The organism is Streptomyces sp. RKAG337, from assembly GCF_023701715.1.
Lineage (GTDB): Bacteria > Actinomycetota > Actinomycetes > Streptomycetales > Streptomycetaceae > Actinacidiphila.
On record NZ_JAJOZA010000001.1, the window covers coordinates 2713514 to 2731284 of the forward strand.

17 protein-coding genes are annotated in these 17771 nt (G+C 72.1%); 7 read left to right on the forward strand and 10 right to left on the reverse strand.

Annotated elements, in window-relative coordinates; genetic code table 11:
* Window positions 1-4 precede the first annotated feature (4 nt).
* Together LNW73_RS11705 and xylA are read right to left on the reverse strand one after the other, a co-directional pair.
* Window positions 5-1447, reverse strand: a complete 1443-nt coding sequence (locus tag LNW73_RS11705) for an ABC transporter permease (RefSeq protein ID WP_250989874.1) — start codon at window positions 1445-1447, stop codon at window positions 5-7.
* Window positions 1448-1608: 161 nt separating this feature from the next.
* On the reverse strand, window positions 1609-2778 hold the full coding sequence (xylA, locus tag LNW73_RS11710; RefSeq protein WP_250989875.1) for a xylose isomerase: 1170 nt from the start codon (window positions 2776-2778) through the stop codon (window positions 1609-1611).
* Between the two features lie 77 nt (window positions 2779-2855).
* Between xylA and xylB the strand changes: the two genes are divergently transcribed.
* The gene (gene xylB, locus LNW73_RS11715; protein ID WP_250989876.1) at window positions 2856-4247 is read left to right on the forward strand and encodes a xylulokinase; all 1392 of its coding nucleotides are present in this window, start codon (window positions 2856-2858) and stop codon (window positions 4245-4247) included.
* Between the two features lie 195 nt (window positions 4248-4442).
* Window positions 4443-5636, forward strand: a complete 1194-nt coding sequence (locus LNW73_RS11720) for an ROK family transcriptional regulator (protein ID WP_308407660.1) — start codon at window positions 4443-4445, stop codon at window positions 5634-5636.
* Window positions 5637-5720: 84 nt separating this feature from the next.
* Here LNW73_RS11720 and LNW73_RS11725 read toward each other — a convergent pair whose 3' ends face one another.
* Window positions 5721-7004, reverse strand: coding sequence for a L,D-transpeptidase (locus tag LNW73_RS11725; protein ID WP_250992885.1), 1284 nt, complete (start codon window positions 7002-7004; stop codon window positions 5721-5723).
* Window positions 7005-7385: 381 nt separating this feature from the next.
* A complete protein-coding gene (locus tag LNW73_RS11730; RefSeq protein ID WP_250989877.1) occupies window positions 7386-7757 on the reverse strand; it encodes a hypothetical protein in 372 nt (123 codons plus the stop codon).
* A gap of 101 nt (window positions 7758-7858) precedes the next feature.
* Between LNW73_RS11730 and LNW73_RS11735 the strand changes: the two genes are divergently transcribed.
* Complete coding sequence (locus LNW73_RS11735) at window positions 7859-8155, forward strand: hypothetical protein (RefSeq protein WP_250989878.1); 297 nt, start codon at window positions 7859-7861, stop codon at window positions 8153-8155.
* Between the two features lie 164 nt (window positions 8156-8319).
* Here the strand turns inward: LNW73_RS11735 and hutH are convergent, their stop codons facing one another.
* From hutH to LNW73_RS11760, 5 genes are all read right to left on the reverse strand, one after another.
* Window positions 8320-9873 carry a histidine ammonia-lyase gene (gene hutH / locus LNW73_RS11740; protein ID WP_250980302.1) on the reverse strand — a complete coding sequence of 518 codons (1554 nt, stop codon included), beginning with the start codon at window positions 9871-9873 and terminating at the stop codon, window positions 8320-8322.
* 172 nt (window positions 9874-10045) lie between these two features.
* Complete coding sequence (locus LNW73_RS11745; RefSeq protein WP_250977435.1) at window positions 10046-11200, reverse strand: GGDEF domain-containing protein; 1155 nt, start codon at window positions 11198-11200, stop codon at window positions 10046-10048.
* 74 nt (window positions 11201-11274) lie between these two features.
* The gene (locus tag LNW73_RS11750; RefSeq protein ID WP_250989879.1) at window positions 11275-12078 is read right to left on the reverse strand and encodes an enoyl-CoA hydratase/isomerase family protein; all 804 of its coding nucleotides are present in this window, start codon (window positions 12076-12078) and stop codon (window positions 11275-11277) included.
* Between the two features lie 48 nt (window positions 12079-12126).
* The gene (locus tag LNW73_RS11755) at window positions 12127-13296 is read right to left on the reverse strand and encodes an adenylate/guanylate cyclase domain-containing protein (RefSeq protein WP_250989880.1); all 1170 of its coding nucleotides are present in this window, start codon (window positions 13294-13296) and stop codon (window positions 12127-12129) included.
* Window positions 13297-13522: 226 nt separating this feature from the next.
* The gene (locus LNW73_RS11760; RefSeq protein ID WP_250989881.1) at window positions 13523-14362 is read right to left on the reverse strand and encodes a biotin--[acetyl-CoA-carboxylase] ligase; all 840 of its coding nucleotides are present in this window, start codon (window positions 14360-14362) and stop codon (window positions 13523-13525) included.
* Between the two features lie 147 nt (window positions 14363-14509).
* Here LNW73_RS11760 and LNW73_RS11765 point away from each other — a divergent pair, with 147 nt between their 5' ends.
* The 4 genes from LNW73_RS11765 (at window position 14510) to LNW73_RS11780 (ending at window position 17222) form a co-directional block, all read left to right on the forward strand.
* Window positions 14510-16099, forward strand: coding sequence for an acyl-CoA carboxylase subunit beta (locus LNW73_RS11765; RefSeq protein ID WP_250989882.1), 1590 nt, complete (start codon window positions 14510-14512; stop codon window positions 16097-16099).
* A 14-nt stretch (window positions 16100-16113) separates the two neighbouring features.
* On the forward strand, window positions 16114-16317 hold the full coding sequence (locus tag LNW73_RS11770) for an acyl-CoA carboxylase subunit epsilon (RefSeq protein ID WP_250992886.1): 204 nt from the start codon (window positions 16114-16116) through the stop codon (window positions 16315-16317).
* 104 nt (window positions 16318-16421) lie between these two features.
* Window positions 16422-16559, forward strand: coding sequence for a morphogenic membrane protein MmpB (gene mmpB, locus LNW73_RS11775; RefSeq protein WP_187144992.1), 138 nt, complete (start codon window positions 16422-16424; stop codon window positions 16557-16559).
* A gap of 60 nt (window positions 16560-16619) precedes the next feature.
* The gene (locus LNW73_RS11780; protein WP_250977430.1) at window positions 16620-17222 is read left to right on the forward strand and encodes a nucleoside triphosphate pyrophosphatase; all 603 of its coding nucleotides are present in this window, start codon (window positions 16620-16622) and stop codon (window positions 17220-17222) included.
* 34 nt (window positions 17223-17256) lie between these two features.
* On the opposite strand, the gene LNW73_RS11785 is transcribed toward LNW73_RS11780, so the two are convergent.
* Window positions 17257-17715 carry a hypothetical protein gene (locus LNW73_RS11785; RefSeq protein WP_250989883.1) on the reverse strand — a complete coding sequence of 153 codons (459 nt, stop codon included), beginning with the start codon at window positions 17713-17715 and terminating at the stop codon, window positions 17257-17259.
* Window positions 17716-17771 lie beyond the last annotated feature (56 nt).

The window sequence follows — 17771 nt, forward strand, 5'->3', positions numbered from 1 at the left end:
GTGGCTATTCGACGCGGCGCAGGGCGTCCGCCGGGCGGAGCCTGGAGGCGCGCCAGCCGCCGAAGGTGCCGGCGATGAGGCCGCCGGCGACGGCCAGGCCGACCGACAGGCCGATGGTGCCGAGGCTGACGGGAGCGGTCAGCGCGATGTCCAGCGCCTTCGTCGCGGCCTGCCGGCCGGGCCCGCCGCCGAAACCGCCACCACCACCGCCACCGCCGCCACCGGAGGCGACCGACGCGGTCAGCGTCGGGCTGATGGCGGTGATGAGGTACGCGCCGCCGAGGCCGAGCGCGATACCGAGGACGCCGCCGATGAGGCCGTTGACCAGGGCCTCGCCCATCACCTGACCGGTGACCCGGCGGCTCTTCCAGCCCAGCGCCTTGAGCGTGCCGAACTCCCGCACCCGCCGGCTGACGGCGGCGGAGGTGAGCAGTCCCGCGACCAGGAACGCGGCGATCAGCACGGCGATGGAGAGCCACTTGCCGAGGTTCGTCGCCAGGTCGGAGGCGGTGGAGAGCGAACCGGAGACCGTGGAGGCGAGATCGGCGGAGGTGGTGACCGTCGTGCCCGGGACGTTCTTCTGGATGGCGGACTTGACGCCGTCGATCTGCTGCGAGTCCGTGGCCTTCACATAGACCGTGGTGACCTTGTCCTTGGCGCCGGCCAGCGTCTGGGCCTGCGTCAGCGGGATGTAGACGTTGGCGGCGGAGTCGCCGCTGTCCGCGGTCGCGATGCCGATGACCTGGTACTTGACGGCCTTGATGGTGAGCGTGCCACCCACCGCCAGCTTGTTCTCCTTGGCGTAGGAGCTGTCGAGGACGGCCACGGCGGCGTTGGACTGCGCGCTCGTGAAGGACGTTCCCGAGGTGATCTTCGAGGAGGTCAGCGGCCCGAGCGCCGGCTTGGCGACGTCCACGCCGTAGACCGAGTAGTTGTTGACGTCGAACTGCGCGCCACCGCCCTGCACCTCACCGGGCGGCTGCGCGCCGCCACCGCCGCGCCCGCCGCCGGTGGTCTGGCCCTGCTTGAACTGCCCCCGGTCGAACTGCCCGCTCACCTTCAGCACCCGCAGGCTCAGCCCGCCGACCGCATCGTCCACCCCCTTCTGGCCGGCGACCTGGGAGACGACCGTGGTGGGCAGCGACTCGAAGCCCTGCACCATCACCTGGTCGCTGCTCTGCTCCTTGGAGTCCGTGGTGGCACCGAAGTTGAACTTCGGACGCCCGGTGGCCCCGGTGCTGCCCTGCGCGGCGGCGGCCTTGGTGACCGTCATGTCGGTCCCGAGGCCGTACAGGGACTGCAGCACCTTCCCCTGCGCCACCTGCATCCCCGCCGAGGCCGAGTTGACGGTGATGACCAGCCCGATACCGAGGGCCAGCCCCAGCGCGATGACCAGCGCGGCTTTTCTGCGACGCCGCAGCTCGCGCCTGAGATATGTGAAGAACATGCGATTCCTCGCCGTTGCCACCCCGGCCAGGATGCGGGGGATGAATGGGGACGGCGGAAGTACGAGTGGATCGGAGGTCCCTCGTACTCCCGCTGCGCCGTCACGGTAGGAACCAGCGGTGATGAACGGGTGAGGCCGGACTGAGAGCCGGATGAGAAAGGTCAGCGGGCGCCGAGCAGATGGTCCATCGCCAGCTGGTCGAGCTGCTCGAACGCCATGCCCTTCACCGCCGCCGCCTCGACGTCGAAGTCCTCGAACGCCGCCCGGTCTCCCAGCAGATCGCTCAGCGTCTCGCCCTCCCCCAGCGTCGGCCGGGCCAGCTCGTCCAGCCGCGAGGCCCTGAGCGCCTCCTGGACGACCGGATCGGCGCGGAACGCGGCGGCGCGCTCCTTCAGCAGCAGGTAGTTGCGCATGCAGCCGGCGGCCGAGGCCCAGACGCCGTCGGAGTCCTCGGTACGCGGCGGCTTGAAGTCGAAGTGCCGGGGCCCCTCGTAACCGGCGGTCTCCAGCAGATCGACGAGCCAGAACGCGTCCCGCAGGTTGCCCGCCCCGAAGCGCAGGTCCTGGTCGTACTTGATGCCGGTCTGGCCGTTGAGGTCGATGTGGAAGAGCTTGCCGTGCCACAGCGCCTGCGCGATGCCGTGCGTGAAGTTGAGCCCGGCCATCTGCTCGTGCCCGGTCTCGGGGTTCACCCCGACCATCTCCGGGTGCTCCAGCTCGTTGATGAACGCGAGCGCGTGCCCCACGGTCGGCAGCAGGATGTCGCCGCGCGGCTCGTTCGGCTTGGGCTCCACGGCGAACCGCAGGTCGTACCCCTGCCCCAGCACGTACTCGCCGAGCAGGTCGAACGCCTCCTTCATCCGGTCCAGCGCGACCCGCACGTCCTTGGCCGCCCCGGACTCGGCCCCTTCCCGGCCGCCCCACGCGACATAGACCCGCGCCCCGAGCTCGACGGCCAGATCGATGTTCCGGATCGTCTTGCGCAGCGCGTACCGCCGTACGTCACGGTCGTTGGACGTGAAGGCGCCGTCCTTGAAGACCGGGTGCGTGAAGAGATTGGTGGTGGCCATGGGCACCACCAGACCGGTCGCGTCGAGGGCCTGCCGGAACCGCTTGATGTGCGTTTCGCGCTCGACCTCGGTGGCACCGAACGGGATGAGGTCGTCGTCGTGGAACGTCACGCCGTACGCGCCCAGCTCGGCGAGCCGGGTGACGGACTCGACCGGGTCGAGGGCGGGACGGCTGGCGTCACCGAACGGGTCGCGGCCCTGCCAGCCGACCGTCCAGAGGCCGAAAGTGAACTTGTGCTCGGGGGTGGGGGTGAGACTCATGGCGCCGGCTCCTATTCGTAAGACCGTTGAACAAATTAGTATGCGAGGGCCGCGATGGGAAGAGAAGGGGTCGCTCAATGGAACCGACGGTCGTGATCGGGGTGGACAGCTCCACCCAGTCGACGAAGGCACTGGCGGTCCGGGTGGACACCGGCGAGGTACTGGCGCGGGCCAGATCGCCCCATACGGTCAGCGAGGGCGGAAAGCGCGAAACGGACCCGGAGGTCTGGTGGCAGGCCCTCAGAACAACCCTCGAAGCCCTGTCCGCACACCCGGCCTCAGCGATCTCCATCGGAGGCCAACAACACGGCCTGGTGGCCCTCGACGCATCCGGTCAGGCCCTGCGCCCGGCCCTCCTCTGGAACGACGTGCGATCAGCACCCCAGGCCGAGGCACTCGTCGCACGCTTCGGGGCGAAACACTGGGCCGAGCGCTTCGGTTCGGTACCCGGTGCCAGCTTCACCGTCGCGAAATGGGCCTGGCTGCGCGAGAACGAACCGGCCGTCGCCGCCGCGACGGCCGGAGTGCGCCTGCCGCACGACTTCCTCACCGAGCGGCTGACGGGCCGGGCGGTCACGGATCGCGGCGACGTATCGGGAACCGGCTGGTGGGCCTCGGACACCGAGACCTACGACGACACCGTCCTCAACACCGTCGGCCTCGACGAAGCACTCCTCCCCCGCGTACTGGCCCCAGGAGAACCAGCAGGCACAACACTCCCCGGCCTCCCCCTCCCACCCGGCATCCCGGTCGCCTCCGGCACCGGCGACAACGCGGCCGCCGCCCTGGGCCTCGGCCTGACCCCCGGCCGCGCCGCCCTCAGCCTGGGCACGTCGGGAACCGTCTACACCCCCTCCACCACCCGCCCCACCGACCCCACGGGAACGGTCGCCGGCTTCGCGGGGGCACACGGCGGCTGGCTCCCGCTCGCCTGCACCCTGAACTGCACGCAAGCCGTGGACAAGATCGCCAGTCTCCTCAGCCTCACCAGAGAGGCCGTGGAACCCAACCGAACGATCACCCTCCTCCCCTTCCTCGACGGCGAGCGCACCCCCAACCTCCCCCTCGCCTCGGGCACCCTCACCGGCCTGCGCCACGACACCACCCCCGGCCAGATCCTGCAGGCCGCCTACGACGGCGCCACCTACACCCTGCTCGCCGCCCTGGACCTGGTCCTGGCCGTCGACGACCGGCCCTCCGACGAACCCCTCCTCCTGATCGGCGGCGGCGCCCGCGGCACCGCCTGGCGGCAGACCGTCCGCCGGCTGTCCGGACGGGCGGTCCAGATCCCCGACGCGGACGACCTCGTTGCCCTGGGCGCCGCCGCGCAGGCGGCCGCCCTCCGCACCGGGGAAGCACCCACCGACATCGCCGCCCGCTGGGGCACGTCGGCGGGCCCGGTCTACGATCCGATCGAACGCGACGAAACCATGCTGGAAACCCTGAGAGCGGCACTCGGCACCACCTGAAGCGGCAGGCGCGAGTTCCCGCCCGCACTCCACACCCACCGGGCGGCTCGAACCGGAGGGGGACGGGCCCGCAGGGGCAGGGTTTCGAAATGCTGCCGAGCTATTTGAGGGCCGCCAGGCCCTAAATAGTCGATTTCGAAACCCTGCCCCGGAGGGACCGGCCCCCGCCCCCACAGACCACAGAACGGACCCACCGTGGCAACCGGCACCAACCCCCAAGCCGCACTGCGCCGCCGCAACCTCTCCGCCGTCGTGCACGCCGTAGCCGCCGGCGACAACATGTCCCGGGCAGCCGTCGCCGCCGAGGTGGGCCTCACCCGGGCCACCGTCTCGACGCTCGTCGACGAACTCATCGCGGCGGGCCTCGTCACCGAGCTGGGCGCGCAGCGCCCCGGCACCGTGGGCCGCCCCGGCACCGCACTGGCGCTCAGCCCCCGCGGCCCCGCCGGGATCGGCGCCGAAGTGGGCGTGGACCACCTCGCGGCCTGCGTCGTGGACCTGCGCGGCACCGTACGGGCCCGCGCGACGGTCGAGGCCCGCAACCGCGGCCGGGCCGCCGCACAGACGCTCGGCGAGCTGGACGGACTCGTCCGGCAGGTGACGGAGGAGGCGGTGGCGCTCGGGCTGCGCCCGGCGGGCCTGACCGTCGCGGTCCCCGGCCTGGTGGGAAGGGACCAGCACACGGTGCTGCGGGCACCGAACCTCGGCTGGAAGAACGAACGCACCGACCTGACCGTGGAGAACGAGGCGAACCTCGGGGCACTGGCAGAACTGTGGCTGGCCGGCAGGGGAGAGACGATCCCCGGCACCCGCACCCCCCAAACCCCCGCCCAAGCCCCCCTCACCGACTTCATCCACGTCTCGGCAGAGATCGGCATCGGCGCGGCCCTCGTCATCAACGGCAGCCTCTTCCGCGGAGCGCGCGGCTTCGCCGGCGAGCTCGGGCACGTCCCGGTGTACCCCGACGGCCCCCGCTGCTCCTGCGGCGCCCGCGGCTGTCTGGAGCAGTACGCGGGCGAGGAGGCGGTGCTGCGCGCGGCCGGCATCGCACCCGAGCTGCCGGGGAGCCTCAAGGCGCTGCGGACGGCGGCATCGGACGACGACGCGCCCGCGCTGGCGGCCCTGGAGGCCGCCGGCCGGGCGCTCGGGATCGCGCTGAGCGGCGCCGTGAACCTGCTCGACCCGCAGGCGGTGGTCCTCGGCGGCCCGCTCTCCGAGCTGGCCCCATGGCTGCTGCCGGGCGTACGGCGGGAGCTGGGCCGGCGGGTCACGGGCGGCGGCGCGCTGGTGGTCGAGTCACGGCTGGGCCGGGACGGGGTACTGCTGGGCGCGGCGTACAGCGCGGTGCGGGCGGTCCTGGACGACCCGTCCGAATGGACGGCCCGCTAGAGAGGGACCCTCCGGGCCCCGGGCCGGGGATCCGAAGGACCCCCGGCCCGAGCCCGGCCGCCGACAGAAGTGCGGGCCGCGGGCTCAGACCGCCGACCCCGCCGTCCAAGCGCTCCACGTCATGTTCCACCCGTTGAGCCCGTTGTCCGGCTTGATCGTCTTGTCGGGCGAGTTCTTCATCACGACCACGTCGCCGATCAGCGACTGGCCGAAGAACCAGGCACCCAGCGTGTCCGGGTCGTTGGCGCCCTTGGTGTCGCTCAGGCCGATGCAGCCGTGGCTGGTGTTGGCCGAGCCGAAGATCGCCTTGCTGCCCCAGTAGTTGCCGTGGATGAACGTGCCCGAGGAGCTCAGCCGCATGGCGTGCGGCACGTCGGCGATGTCGTACTCACCCTTGAAGCCGACCGAGTCGCCGTTCATCCGCGTCTGCTTGTACTTCTCGGAGATCACCATCTGACCGTTGTAGGTCGGGTGGTCGGCGGAGCCCGCCGATATCGGGATGCTCTTGATCGTCTTGCCGTCGCGGACGACCGTCATCGTCTTGGTGGTGGCGTCGACCGTCGAGACCTGGGACCGGCCGACGGTGAAGTTGACGTCCTTGTTCTGGACGCCGTAGACGCCGTTGGAACCCTCGACACCGTCCAGCTTCAGCTTGACGCTGACGTTCGAGCCGGCCTTCCAGTACTCCTGCGGACGGAAGTCCAGCCGGGTGGAGTCGAACCAGTGGCCCACGACCGTCTGGCCACTGCTGGACGCCACCTTGATCGCCGACTCGACGGCCTTCTTGTTGGTGACGGCCTTGTCGAACTTGATCGACACCGGCATGCCGACGCCGACCGTGGAGCCGTCCTCCGGCGTGAAGTAGCCGATGAAGCTGTTGCTCGCGGAGACCGTGCCGAAGGTGGAGGTCTCGGTGACGACGCGGCCCTTCGCGTCCTGCGCGGTGGCCGCGACCTTGTACTTCTTGCCGCGGTCGAGGGAGGCGTCCGGCTTCCAGCTGCTGCCGTCGGTGGCTATCGCACCCGTGACGGCCTTGCCGCTCACGACCTCGGTCATGACGACCGCGGTGAGTTTGCCGTCGGTCACGGCGATCTTGGTGCCGCTGCTGATGCTCGCGTTGCTGGTCCCCGTCTTCGGGGTGATGGCGATCTTGGCGTCCGAGGAGACCTCGGCGGCCGCCGCGTCGACGTCCGCCTGCGTCTTGCCCTTGTCCGTCGCGGCGGCGCCCTTGTCCGTCGCGGCACTGCCCTTGTCCGAGCCGCTGCCGCCGCACGCGGTCAGCGCGACCGCGCCGCCGAGCACGACCGCGACGGCCGCCAGGCCGGTGCGGCGCCTGCGCCGCGAGTGCGCGCGCTGGTCGGGCGTCATGCCGTTGACGGGGCCGGTTGCGGTGCCGGGGTCGGGCCACTTCACACAAATCTCCAATGCCTGCGGGCGCACGTTCCCTGCTCGCGTTCCCGCGAGTCCTGCCCGCGTCCCCGCGAGCGACGGATCCGGACGAGATGGATCCGGAAACGAGCCTCATCCATAACCAGAGGAACATGAAGGGCCGAAGGTCCGTTCCCTTTGTCCGGAAAGTGTGTCGAGGCACACGTGCGGAACCCCGGGCCGCGAACGGCCCGGGGTCGGGGAAAAGTGCAGGTCAGACCGGCATCAGGCCGGAGCCGGACCAGGACCGGCCCGGTTCGGGTAGGGACCGGCCCGGTTCGGGTAGGGATCGGCCCGTTGCGGGCCGGGCCCGGCCCGGGGTCAGGCCGTCGTGGTGGCCTCCTCGACGTCCTCCTCTGCGGCATCGTCGTCGTCGTACATGTCCCACTCCTCGGAGTCGGGGTCGTACTCGGTGTGCGCGCAGGACCACGAGGCCTGCACGAGTTCGATCCCGGGGACCGTCGTCACCAGGTCGAACGGGTCGATCAGATAGGCCAGCGCCTCGGACTCGTCCTGCTTCACGGCCGCCTCGGCGTGCGTCCGCTCCTCGGCGGGCATCTCCGCGTCGGCGGCGATGTGCTCCAGCGCGGCGGCGGTCATTTCCGGCTGTCCGGTGACCTCGAGAACGAGCTCGACCTGGAGTCGTACATAGCGCGGGCCGCTCTCGCCACGGGGAATCTCAGTAGTGCTCATGCGACGGAGCGTAAACGCCGGAGCGCCAGCTTCCCACCAGGCACACCAGGTCACTAACATCGGCGTCTACGGTCAAGTCGCCGCACCCAATGGGGGATCCGTTGACCTCACCTCTGGCTTCTCCACGCCCGTTCGTCGCCGCCGCCGCCGCTTCCGTACTGGCAGCGCTGTATTTCGTGCCGTCCGCCACCGCCAGCCCGGATCATGCCCCCGCTTCGCAGGTCAAGGCACCCGTGACGGGATCAGGACCGACGACTTCGACGACCGGGACGCTGCATCTCGCGGCCACCGGCGAGGTGCACACCACGCCCTATCTGATCGGCGGGGCCGCGTTCCTCGTCGGCGGTGCGGGGCTGGTGCTGAACGCGGGGCGCCGCTCCCGCGCGCAGGCGCTCTGAAGCACTGAGGGACGCACACCCGCGGGTGTGCGCCCCTCGTCCTCCCTCGTCTTCGTCACGCTCAGCAGTCGCGCGGCGTCCGCCGCCGGCCCCGCTGATCCGGCGTCAGGCAGGCTGCCCCGTCACCGATTCGGCGGCGGGGCTGCCATGTCACCGATCCGGCGTCAGGCCAGCGGCCCGGTCACCGATTCGGCCGCCGCGTTGAGCTTTCCGGCCCGGACGAACGCGTACGCGGCCTCCAGGTCGGGCGACAGGAAACGGTCCGGGCCGACACCGTCGATGCCCGCCTCACGGACCGCCGCCACGATCGCCCGGGTGGCCGGGGCGGGCCGCAGACCGCCCGCGGTGAGCTTCTCGCGCATCTCGATGGCGCGGGTCGCGGCGAACAGCTCGACCGCGATGATCCGCGCCAGGTTGTCGACCGCGGTACGCAGCTTGCGGGCCGCGGACCAGCCCATCGAGACGTGGTCCTCCTGCATCGCGGACGACGGGATGGAGTCCACCGATGCCGGTACGGCCAGCCGCTTCATCTCGCTGACCAGCGCGGCCTGCGTGTACTGAGCGATCATCAGGCCGGAGTCCACGCCCGGGTCGTCGGCGAGGAACGCCGGCAGCCCGTGCGACCGCGACTTGTCGAGCAGCCGGTCGGTGCGCCGCTCGGCGATGCTGCCGAGGTCGGCGGCGGCGATCGCCAGGAAGTCCAGGACGTACGCCACGGGCGCGCCGTGGAAGTTGCCGTTGGACTCCACCCGGCCGTCGGGCAGCACCACGGGGTTGTCGACGGCGGAGATCAGCTCGCGGTCGGCCACCAGCCGGGCGTGCGCCAGGGTGTCCCGGCCGGCGCCCGCGACCTGCGGCGCGCAGCGGATCGAGTAGGCGTCCTGGACGCGCGGGGCGTCGTCCTGGTGGTGCCCGGTGAAGCCGGAGCCCTCCAGTACGCGGCGCATGTTCTCGGCGCTCGCGGCCTGGCCCGGGTGCGGGCGGATGGCGTGCAGTTCGGGCGCGAGGACGCGCTCGGTGCCGAGCAGCGCCTCCAGCGAGAGCGCGGCGGTGATGTCGGCCGCGGTGAAGAGCTGCGCGAGGTCCGCGCACGCCATCACCAGCATGCCGAGCATGCCGTCGGTGCCGTTGATGAGGGCCAGGCCCTCCTTCTCGCGCAGCTCCACCGGCTCGATGCCGGCCTCGGCGAGCAGCTCGCCGGCCGGACGAATCGTTCCGTCAGGGCCTTCGGCCACGCCTTCGCCCATCAGCACCTGCGCGCAGTGCGCGAGCGGTGCGAGGTCGCCGGAGCAGCCGAGCGAGCCGTACTCGTGCACGACGGGGGTGATCCCGGCGTTCAGGATCGCCGCCATCGTCTCGGCGACGACCGGGCGCACGCCGGTGCGGCCGGACGCGAGCGTCTTCAGCCGCAGGAACATCAGGCCGCGCACGACCTCGCGCTCGACGCTCGGGCCCATGCCGGCGGCGTGCGAGCGCACCAGGGAGCGCTGCAGCTGCGCGCGCAGCTCCGGGCTGATGTGGCGGACGGCCAGCGCGCCGAAGCCCGTGGACACGCCGTAGACCGGCTCGGGCTTGGCCGCCAGCGCCTCGATGACCTGCCGCGACGCGGCGATCCCGGTCAGTGCCTGCTGCGACAGTTCGACCTTCGCGCCGCCGCGAGCCACGGCCAGGACGTCGTCCGCGCTCGCGCCGTCGGCGCCGATGACCACGTTATGCATATTCATATTCACGCACCCTAGAGAGTGAATCGCCGCCTGTCACTCCTTACCTTCGCCGACGATCTTCGACCGCCCGCCCCGGCGATCTTCGCGGGCCCCGCCCGACGACCGCTCGGGGCCGGGCACAGCACGGGAACAGCAGGGGACCGGAGCCCGCGGACAGGCCCGCCCGTCACGACCCGTGGCGCCCGCGAATCCGTCGGCGCTCGCCCTCGGGGGCGGGCGGCTGGTCCGCGAGGCGTACGACGGGGTCGTCGGGGCCGCCGCGCCCCGCGACGACCGGCGTGGTCGACCGCAGCGCCTTGGCCCGGTACTGGGCGGCGTCCGCGAGGCGGAAGAGCCGCCGGGCGGTCCGCACCGGCCCGATCGGGTCGCCCGTCGAGGCGACACCGCAGGCGACGCCTTCGCCCACCTCCAGCTCGGTGGCCCGCCGGCACAGCTCGTCCGCCGCGCCCACCACCTCGTCCGGGCTCTGGCCGACCGCGACGAGGCAGAACTCGTCGCCGCCGAGCCGGGCCGCCAGGCTGCCGGGCAGCAGCGCGCCGCACAGCGACAGGACCGAGCCGAAACGTTCGAGCAGCTGGTCCCCGACGGCGTGCCCGAGCCGGTCGTTCACCTTCTTCAGACCGTTCAGATCGCACACCACGAGGCTCACCACGGCCCCCGAGACCCGGTGCAGCTCCAGCGCCTCGTCGAGCCGGACGTCGACGGCGCGCCGGTTCCCGAGCCCGGTCAGCGGATCGGTGAAGGCCAGCCGCTGGACCTCGGCGAGCCGTTCGGTCTGCGAGATCCCGGCCGCGATCACGGCGGCCAGCACCGTCGCGAAGTCCGCGTCCGCCCGGTCGAAGACCGGCTCGCCCGCGCCCCGCGCCACGTACAGCTCGCCCCAGGCGCGCCCGTGCAGCACGATCGGCGCGACGACGCAGCAGCCGCGCCCGCGCCGCCGCAGGGCGGCGACCCGCTGGTGGCAGTACGCGCCCGGCCCCTGCGGACCGTCCTCGGCCGTCTCGACCCAGGCGTGCGGCTCCCCGCCGCCGGCCCATTTCCCGTGCAGGAACTCGACGATCTCCGGGAAGTCGTTCACGGGATAGGTCTCGTCCAGCGGCTCCGGGTCCTCGCCGGGCGCCAGGTCGCCGTCGTTGACGAGCACCCGGAGCTGGCCCGATCCCCGTTCCCACGACGACAGTGCCGCGAACGATCCGCCCATCGCGAGCCGCGCCCTGGTGGCGGCCGCCCGCACCGCCTCGTGCGGGTCCTGGGCGGCCGCCATCGCCTGCGCCAACTCCACGACCGCTCGCAGCCGTCGATCGGCCGTCCCGTCACCCATCCCACCAGGTTAAGAACAAATGTCGCACTTGGGGCTGTTTGACTACTCCCGAAGCGGATTTCCTGGCCCCCGCGTCACTCCCCCGGCCAGTCCGGCGTCCGCTTCTCGTTGAACGCCGCCACGCCCTCGGCCCGGTCGCCCGAGAAGGCCACCGTCCGCCACGCCGCGTCCTCGACGTCGAGACCGGCCCGCAGATCCAGTCCGTGCCCCAGCCGCAGCGCCCGCTTCGCGGCCCGCAGCCCCACCGGCGAGTTGGCGGCCATGCGCTCCGCGAGCGCCAGCGCGTCCGCGCGGTCCTCGCCCGCGGCGGCCAGGATGTCGACGAGGCCCAGCTCGCGGGCCTCCTCCGCCGCCACCCGCCGCGCCGTGAAGATCAGCTCGGCGGCGCGTGCCGCGCCCACCCGGCGCGGCAGCAGCTGGGTGCCGCCGCCGCCGGGGATCACGCCCACCGACACCTCCGGCAGCCCCACCACCGCGGTGGCGTCCGCCACGATCACGTCGCAGGACAGCGCCAGCTCGAAGCCGCCACCGAGCGCGAAGCCGTGCACCGCGGCGATCGACGGCATCGGCAGCTCCAGCACCGAGGTGTACGCGGCGCGGGTGTGCGGCCGCTGCCGGCCGAGGTCGGCGTCCGTGAAGGAGTTGCGCTCCTTCAGGTCCGCGCCGACGCAGAACGCGCGCTCGTGCGTGGACGTCAGCACCACGGCACTGACCGTCCGGTCGGCGGCGAGCGCGGCACACGCCGCCGCCACGCTCCCGGCCATCTCCGTCGAGATGGCGTTCATCGCCTTGGGGCGATCCAGCACCAACTCCGCGACGCGCGCGCCGTGCCGCCGCACCGCGACCCATTCCCCGAACCGCACTTCAGACTCCGTCATGCCCCGGATCATGCCAGCCGCGCCCGCCGCGCGGCAGGGGAGGTCGGGTCAGCCGCGGCGTGTCAGCAGCCACGGCTCGACGACGCCGAGCCCACGCACCGGGCGGCGCCACATCGGCTGCAGGGCGAAGCGGTACTTGTCGTCCTCGGAGGCGTCGACCTCGGAGACGGGGGCGTCGCCCGCCGCGCCGAGCGCCTGCGCGAAGTCACCGTCGACGAGCACGGCGTCCCGTGGCGCTATCGACGTCAGACGGCTCGCGAGGTTCACGGTGGTGCCGAAGACATCGCCCATCCGGGTCGTCACGGTCCCGAAGGCCATCCCGACGCGCAGCGCGGGCATGGACTCGTCGCCGGTCATCGTCTCGATGAGGCGCAGCCCGATCTCGGCGGCGGTGCCGGGGTCGTCGGCGACGTACAGCACCTCGTCGCCGAGCGTCTTGATCAGGCGCCCGCCGTGCGCGGCGACCTGGTCGGCGCAGGTGGTCTCGAAGGCCTCGACGAGCTCGCCGAGTTCCTCCTCCTCCAGCCGCCGGGTGAGCCGGGTGAAGCCGACGAGGTCGGCGAAGCCCACGGCCAGCCGGCGGTCCACGGCCTCCTCGTCGTCGGACTGGACGACGCGGCTGGTGGCGGCGGCCAGCTGGCGCCGCCAGACGTAGATGAGGAACTCCTCCAGCTCGGGCAGCAGCAGTTCGACGAGCGGGTAGGCGACCTCGGCCCGCGTCATGCCGGGCTCGGGCGGCTCGGTGAGCCCTTCGAGGAAGGAGTCGGTCTGCCAGTCGGCGAGCCGGGCGGTGGTCTGGCCGGTGGAGCGGGCGACCTGAATGGCCATCGACTCGCTCAGCAGCCCGGCCTCGACGAGTCCGGCGAGGCGGCGCAGCGCCAGCACGTCGGCCTCGGTGAGGGCCTTCGCCTGGCCGATGTCGGCGAAGCCCATGGCGCGCCAGAAGCGGGAGGCGAGATCCATGGAGACGCCGGCGGTGCGGGCCGCCTGGAAGGGCGTGTACTGGCGGCCGGCGCCGAGGATCAGGTGTTCGAGGCGCAGCGCGAGCGGGTGCTCGGCGGGATCGGTGGAATCCGCTCCGGTACCGGGATCGGCGGGCGTCCCGGGGTCGGCGGAGCCGGCCGGCCTGGCCGGCTGATCGGGGTCGACCCCGTCCGGGTCCGGGCCGGTGCCCGGATCCGTCGCGTACGGGGGAAGGTCCGCGTCGTCCACGCTCACCCTCCGCCCCCTGTCAGATCCCTGCGCAATGCCCGTCCGAGCCCTTCCGATCATCAAGCCGACGCGCCGCCTCAACGATACGGCAGGTGTGCCGTAGCTCACGTCACCTGCCCGTGCCTACGTCAGCGGGTCTTCGGCGGGCCCCCGCGGACGACCCGCTGACGGGAGATACGCAAGGGAGGACCGGGATCCGGACGGGCCGCCGGGACCGCCCGGGGGCCGGGCGCTACGCGCGGCGGATGTGGACGACGTCCCCGGCGCCGACCGCCTGCTCGCCGTCCGCGGTGGCGAGCACCAGCCGGCCGTCGTCGTCCACGCCGACCGCGGTGCCGACCAGCTCGCGGCCGCCGGGCAGCTCGGCGCGGACCTCGCGGCCGAGCGTGGCGCAGCCGGCCGCGTACGTCTGCTGGAGGCGGGAGGCGGCCGGGTCGCCGGCGGCCGCGCGCCACTCGCCGTACCAGTCGGCGAGGGAGCGCAGCACGGCGCGCAGCAGCGGGTCGCGGTCGGTGCCCTTGGCGCCGGCGAGGGCGAGGGAGCCCGCGGCGGGGACGGGCAGTTCTTCGGTGCGCAGCGACACGTTGATCCCGATGCCGATGACGACTCCGTCGGTGCCGGCGCGCTCGGCGAGGATGCCGCCGGTCTTGCGCTCCTCGCCGTCGATGGTGACCAGCAGGTCGTTGGGCCATTTGAGTGCCGTGTCGACGCCGGCCGCCCGGGACAGCGCGGTGGCGGTCGCGACCCCGGCGAGCAGCGGCAGCCAGCCCCAGCGCTCCACCGGTACGTCGGCGGGCCGCAGCAGCACCGAGAAGAACAGGCCGGAGCGCGGCGGCGCCGACCACTGGCGGTCGAGCCGGCCGCGGCCCGCGGTCTGTTCCTCCGCGACGAGCACGGCGCCTTCCGGGGCACCGGCGTTGGCGCGTTGTGCGAGGTCGCTGTTGGTGGAACCGGTGGCCTCGACGACGTCGAGGGACGTCCAGGGGCTGTCCGGCGCGATGACCGCCCGGCGCAGCGCGGCTTCGCCGAGAGGGGGGCGCTCCAGGTCGGACCAGCGGTTGGGAGTCGTCATCCGCCCAGATTAGGAGAAGACCTCTGAGCGGAGTGTGTCCAACGCCGCACTGCTCGAGAAGCAGTCGCGCCGTTACGCTACGAAACAGCGTTACTCGCCAGTCAAGTAGGACCCGACAGGACCCACGAGAGCAGGAGAGCCGCCTCCATGGCCGAGCCGGAGCACGACATCCACACCACCGCGGGCAAGCTCGCGGATTTGCGCCGCCGTATGGAAGAGGCGACGCACGCCGGCTCCGAGCGCGCGGTGGAGAAGCAGCACGCCAAGGGCAAGCTGACCGCCCGGGAGCGGATCGAACTGCTCCTCGACGAGGACTCGTTCGTCGAGCTGGACGAGCTCGCCCGGCACCGGTCGACCAACTTCGGCCTGGAGAAGAACCGGCCCTACGGCGATGGTGTCGTCACGGGTTACGGCACGGTCGAGGGCCGCCCGGTGGCGGTCTTCTCCCAGGACTTCACCGTCTTCGGCGGCGCCCTGGGCGAGGTCTACGGCGAGAAGATCGTCAAGGTCATGGACTGGGCGATGAAGACCGGCTGCCCGGTCATCGGCATCAACGACTCCGGCGGCGCCCGCATCCAGGAGGGTGTGGCCTCGCTGGGCATGTACGGCGAGATCTTCCGCCGCAACACCCACGCCTCCGGTGTGATCCCGCAGATCTCGCTGATCGTGGGCCCGTGCGCGGGCGGCGCGGTGTACTCGCCGGCCATCACGGACTTCGTGGTGATGGTCGACCAGACCTCGCACATGTTCATCACGGGACCCGACGTCATCAAGACGGTGACCGGCGAGGACGTCGCCATGGAGGAGCTGGGCGGCGCCCGCACCCACAACACGACGTCCGGCAACGCGCACCACATGGCGGGTGACGAGAAGGACGCCATCGAGTACGTGAAGGCGCTGCTGTCGTACCTGCCGTCCAACAACCTGGCGGAGGCCCCGGCCTACCCGGTCGAGGCGGACCTGGCGACCAGCGCCGAGGACCTCGAGCTGGACGCGCTGATCCCGGACTCCGCGAACCAGCCGTACGACATGCACAAGGTCATCGAGCACGTGCTCGACGACGGCGAGTTCCTGGAGACGCAGGCGCTGTTCGCGCCGAACATCGTCGCGGGCCTCGGCCGGATCGAGGGGCGGCCGGTCGGCATCATCGCCAACCAGCCGATGCAGTTCGCGGGCTGTCTGGACATCGACGCGTCGGAGAAGGCCGCCCGCTTCGTCCGTACCTGCGACAGCTTCAACATCCCGGTCATCACCTTCGTGGACGTACCCGGCTTCCTGCCCGGCACCGACCAGGAGTGGAACGGCATCATCCGGCGCGGCGCCAAGCTGATCTACGCCTACGCGGAGGCGACGGTCCCGCTGATCACCGTCATCACCCGTAAGGCGTACGGCGGCGCCTACGACGTGATGGGCTCCAAGCACCTGGGCGCGGACCTGAACCTGGCGTGGCCGACCGCGCAGATCGCCGTCATGGGCGCGCAGGGCGCGGTGAACATCCTGCACCGCCGCACGCTGGCGGAGGCCAAGACGCCGGAGGCGGTCGAGGAACTGCGCCAGCAGCTGATCACCGACTACGAGGACACGCTGCTGAACCCGTACGTGGCGGCCGAGCGCGGTTACGTCGACGCGGTGATCATGCCGTCCGAGACCCGCTCGCACCTGGTCAAGGCGCTGCGGACGCTGCGCAACAAGCGCGAGAGCCTGCCGCCGAAGAAGCACGGCAACATCCCCCTGTAAGGAGCCGTCCCGTGGTGATCAAGGTAGAGCGGGGAAATCCGACCCCGGAGGAGCTTGCCGCCGTCGTGGCACTGGTCCAGGCGCGGGCCGCCGCGACGGCGGGCAGCGCCGACGGCCCGCGGCAGACGGAGCAGTGGGCCGACCCGGCCCACAACGTGCCCCGCCCGGTCCCCGGCCCGGGTCCCGGCGCGTGGCGCACGTCCTTCTGGCCGCGCTGAACGGGCCGAGCAGCCGAACAACCCGCACAAATAGTCACCTCCCGGCCCGCGCTTGAGTATCCGTACTCAGGCGCGGGCCTTTTCCCGGGCGCAACCTGGAAGACATGTTGTGGTCGGACCGCGACCGGCGCGACGAACCGCCGGAGGACATGCGGCAGGTGCAGGCGATGCTGCGGCGCGCGATGCTCGTGATCGCGCTGACCATTCCCCTGCTGATGCTGCTCGTCGGCTGGCACAGCTGACCGCCCGGCACTGTCCCGCCCCGGCACCGGAGCGGCCGCGGCCCGAATTACGATGGCCCGATGAGCACCCCTCGCCCCCTCGTCCTGGCCTCCGCCTCCCCCGCCCGTCTCAACCTGCTGCGGCAGGCGGGACTCGATCCCCGGGTCGTGGTCAGCGGGGTCGACGAGGACGCGCTGACGGCCGCGAACCCGGCGGAGCTGGCGCGGGTGCTGGCCGAGGCGAAGGCGGCGGCGGTCGCGGCCGGCCTGACCGGCGGCGAGCTGGTGATCGGCTGCGACTCCGTCCTGGAGCTGGACGGCGAGGCACTGGGCAAGCCGGCGGACGCCGCGGAGGCGACCGCCCGGTGGATGTCGATGCGCGGCCGGTCGGGCGTACTGCGGACGGGTCACTGCGTCATCGACACCGCGAACGGCAAGCAGGTCTCGGTGACCGCGTCGACGACGGTGCGCTTCGGCTCGCCGGACGACGCCGAGATCGCCGCCTACGTCGCGAGCGGCGAGCCGCTGTACGTCGCGGGCGCGTTCACCCTGGACGGCCGCTCGGCCCCGTTCGTCGACGGCATCGACGGGGACCCGGGCAACGTCATCGGCCTGTCCCTGCCGACGCTGCGGCGGCTGCTGGGCGACCTGGACGTGCGGATCACCGACCTCTGGACGGCGTAGCCCCCGGTTTCCGCCCGCCCCCGCCGGTAACGTCCTAGGCTGCGGCCGGAGCGGTCGGCGGCGGGACCTCGTTGCTGTTGCTCCCGGCGGCGGGCGCGCCGTCCTCGGTGTCCGGGTACAGCAGCAGAGTGCCGACAAGGAGCGCCAGGACGAGCATCATGAAGACGAAGGCGGCCCAGCCGACGAGGCCGACCACCAGCGCACCCAGCAGGCCGTGAACGACCGCGCACACGATGAGCAGGATCTGCCCGAACCTGCCGGGCGGCCGGCCACGCAGCGCTACCCGCGCCGGGATGAGGGCACAGCCGATGAGGAAGAGCCCGAACAGGGCACCGCCGACCCAGGTGCCGATGGCCATGCCGTCGGAGTCGAGCCCCGCGACGGACATGTTCTGGTTGCGCACGGCGAGGCCGAGCACCACATGGACGAACGCGATGCCGAACGCCTCAAGAACGAGCACTACAGCCGTGGTCGCGGCCAGACCTCTGCGCACCTTTCCCCCTTCAACCTGCAACCGTTACCCCGGGTATCACGCATCGCGAACGCTAC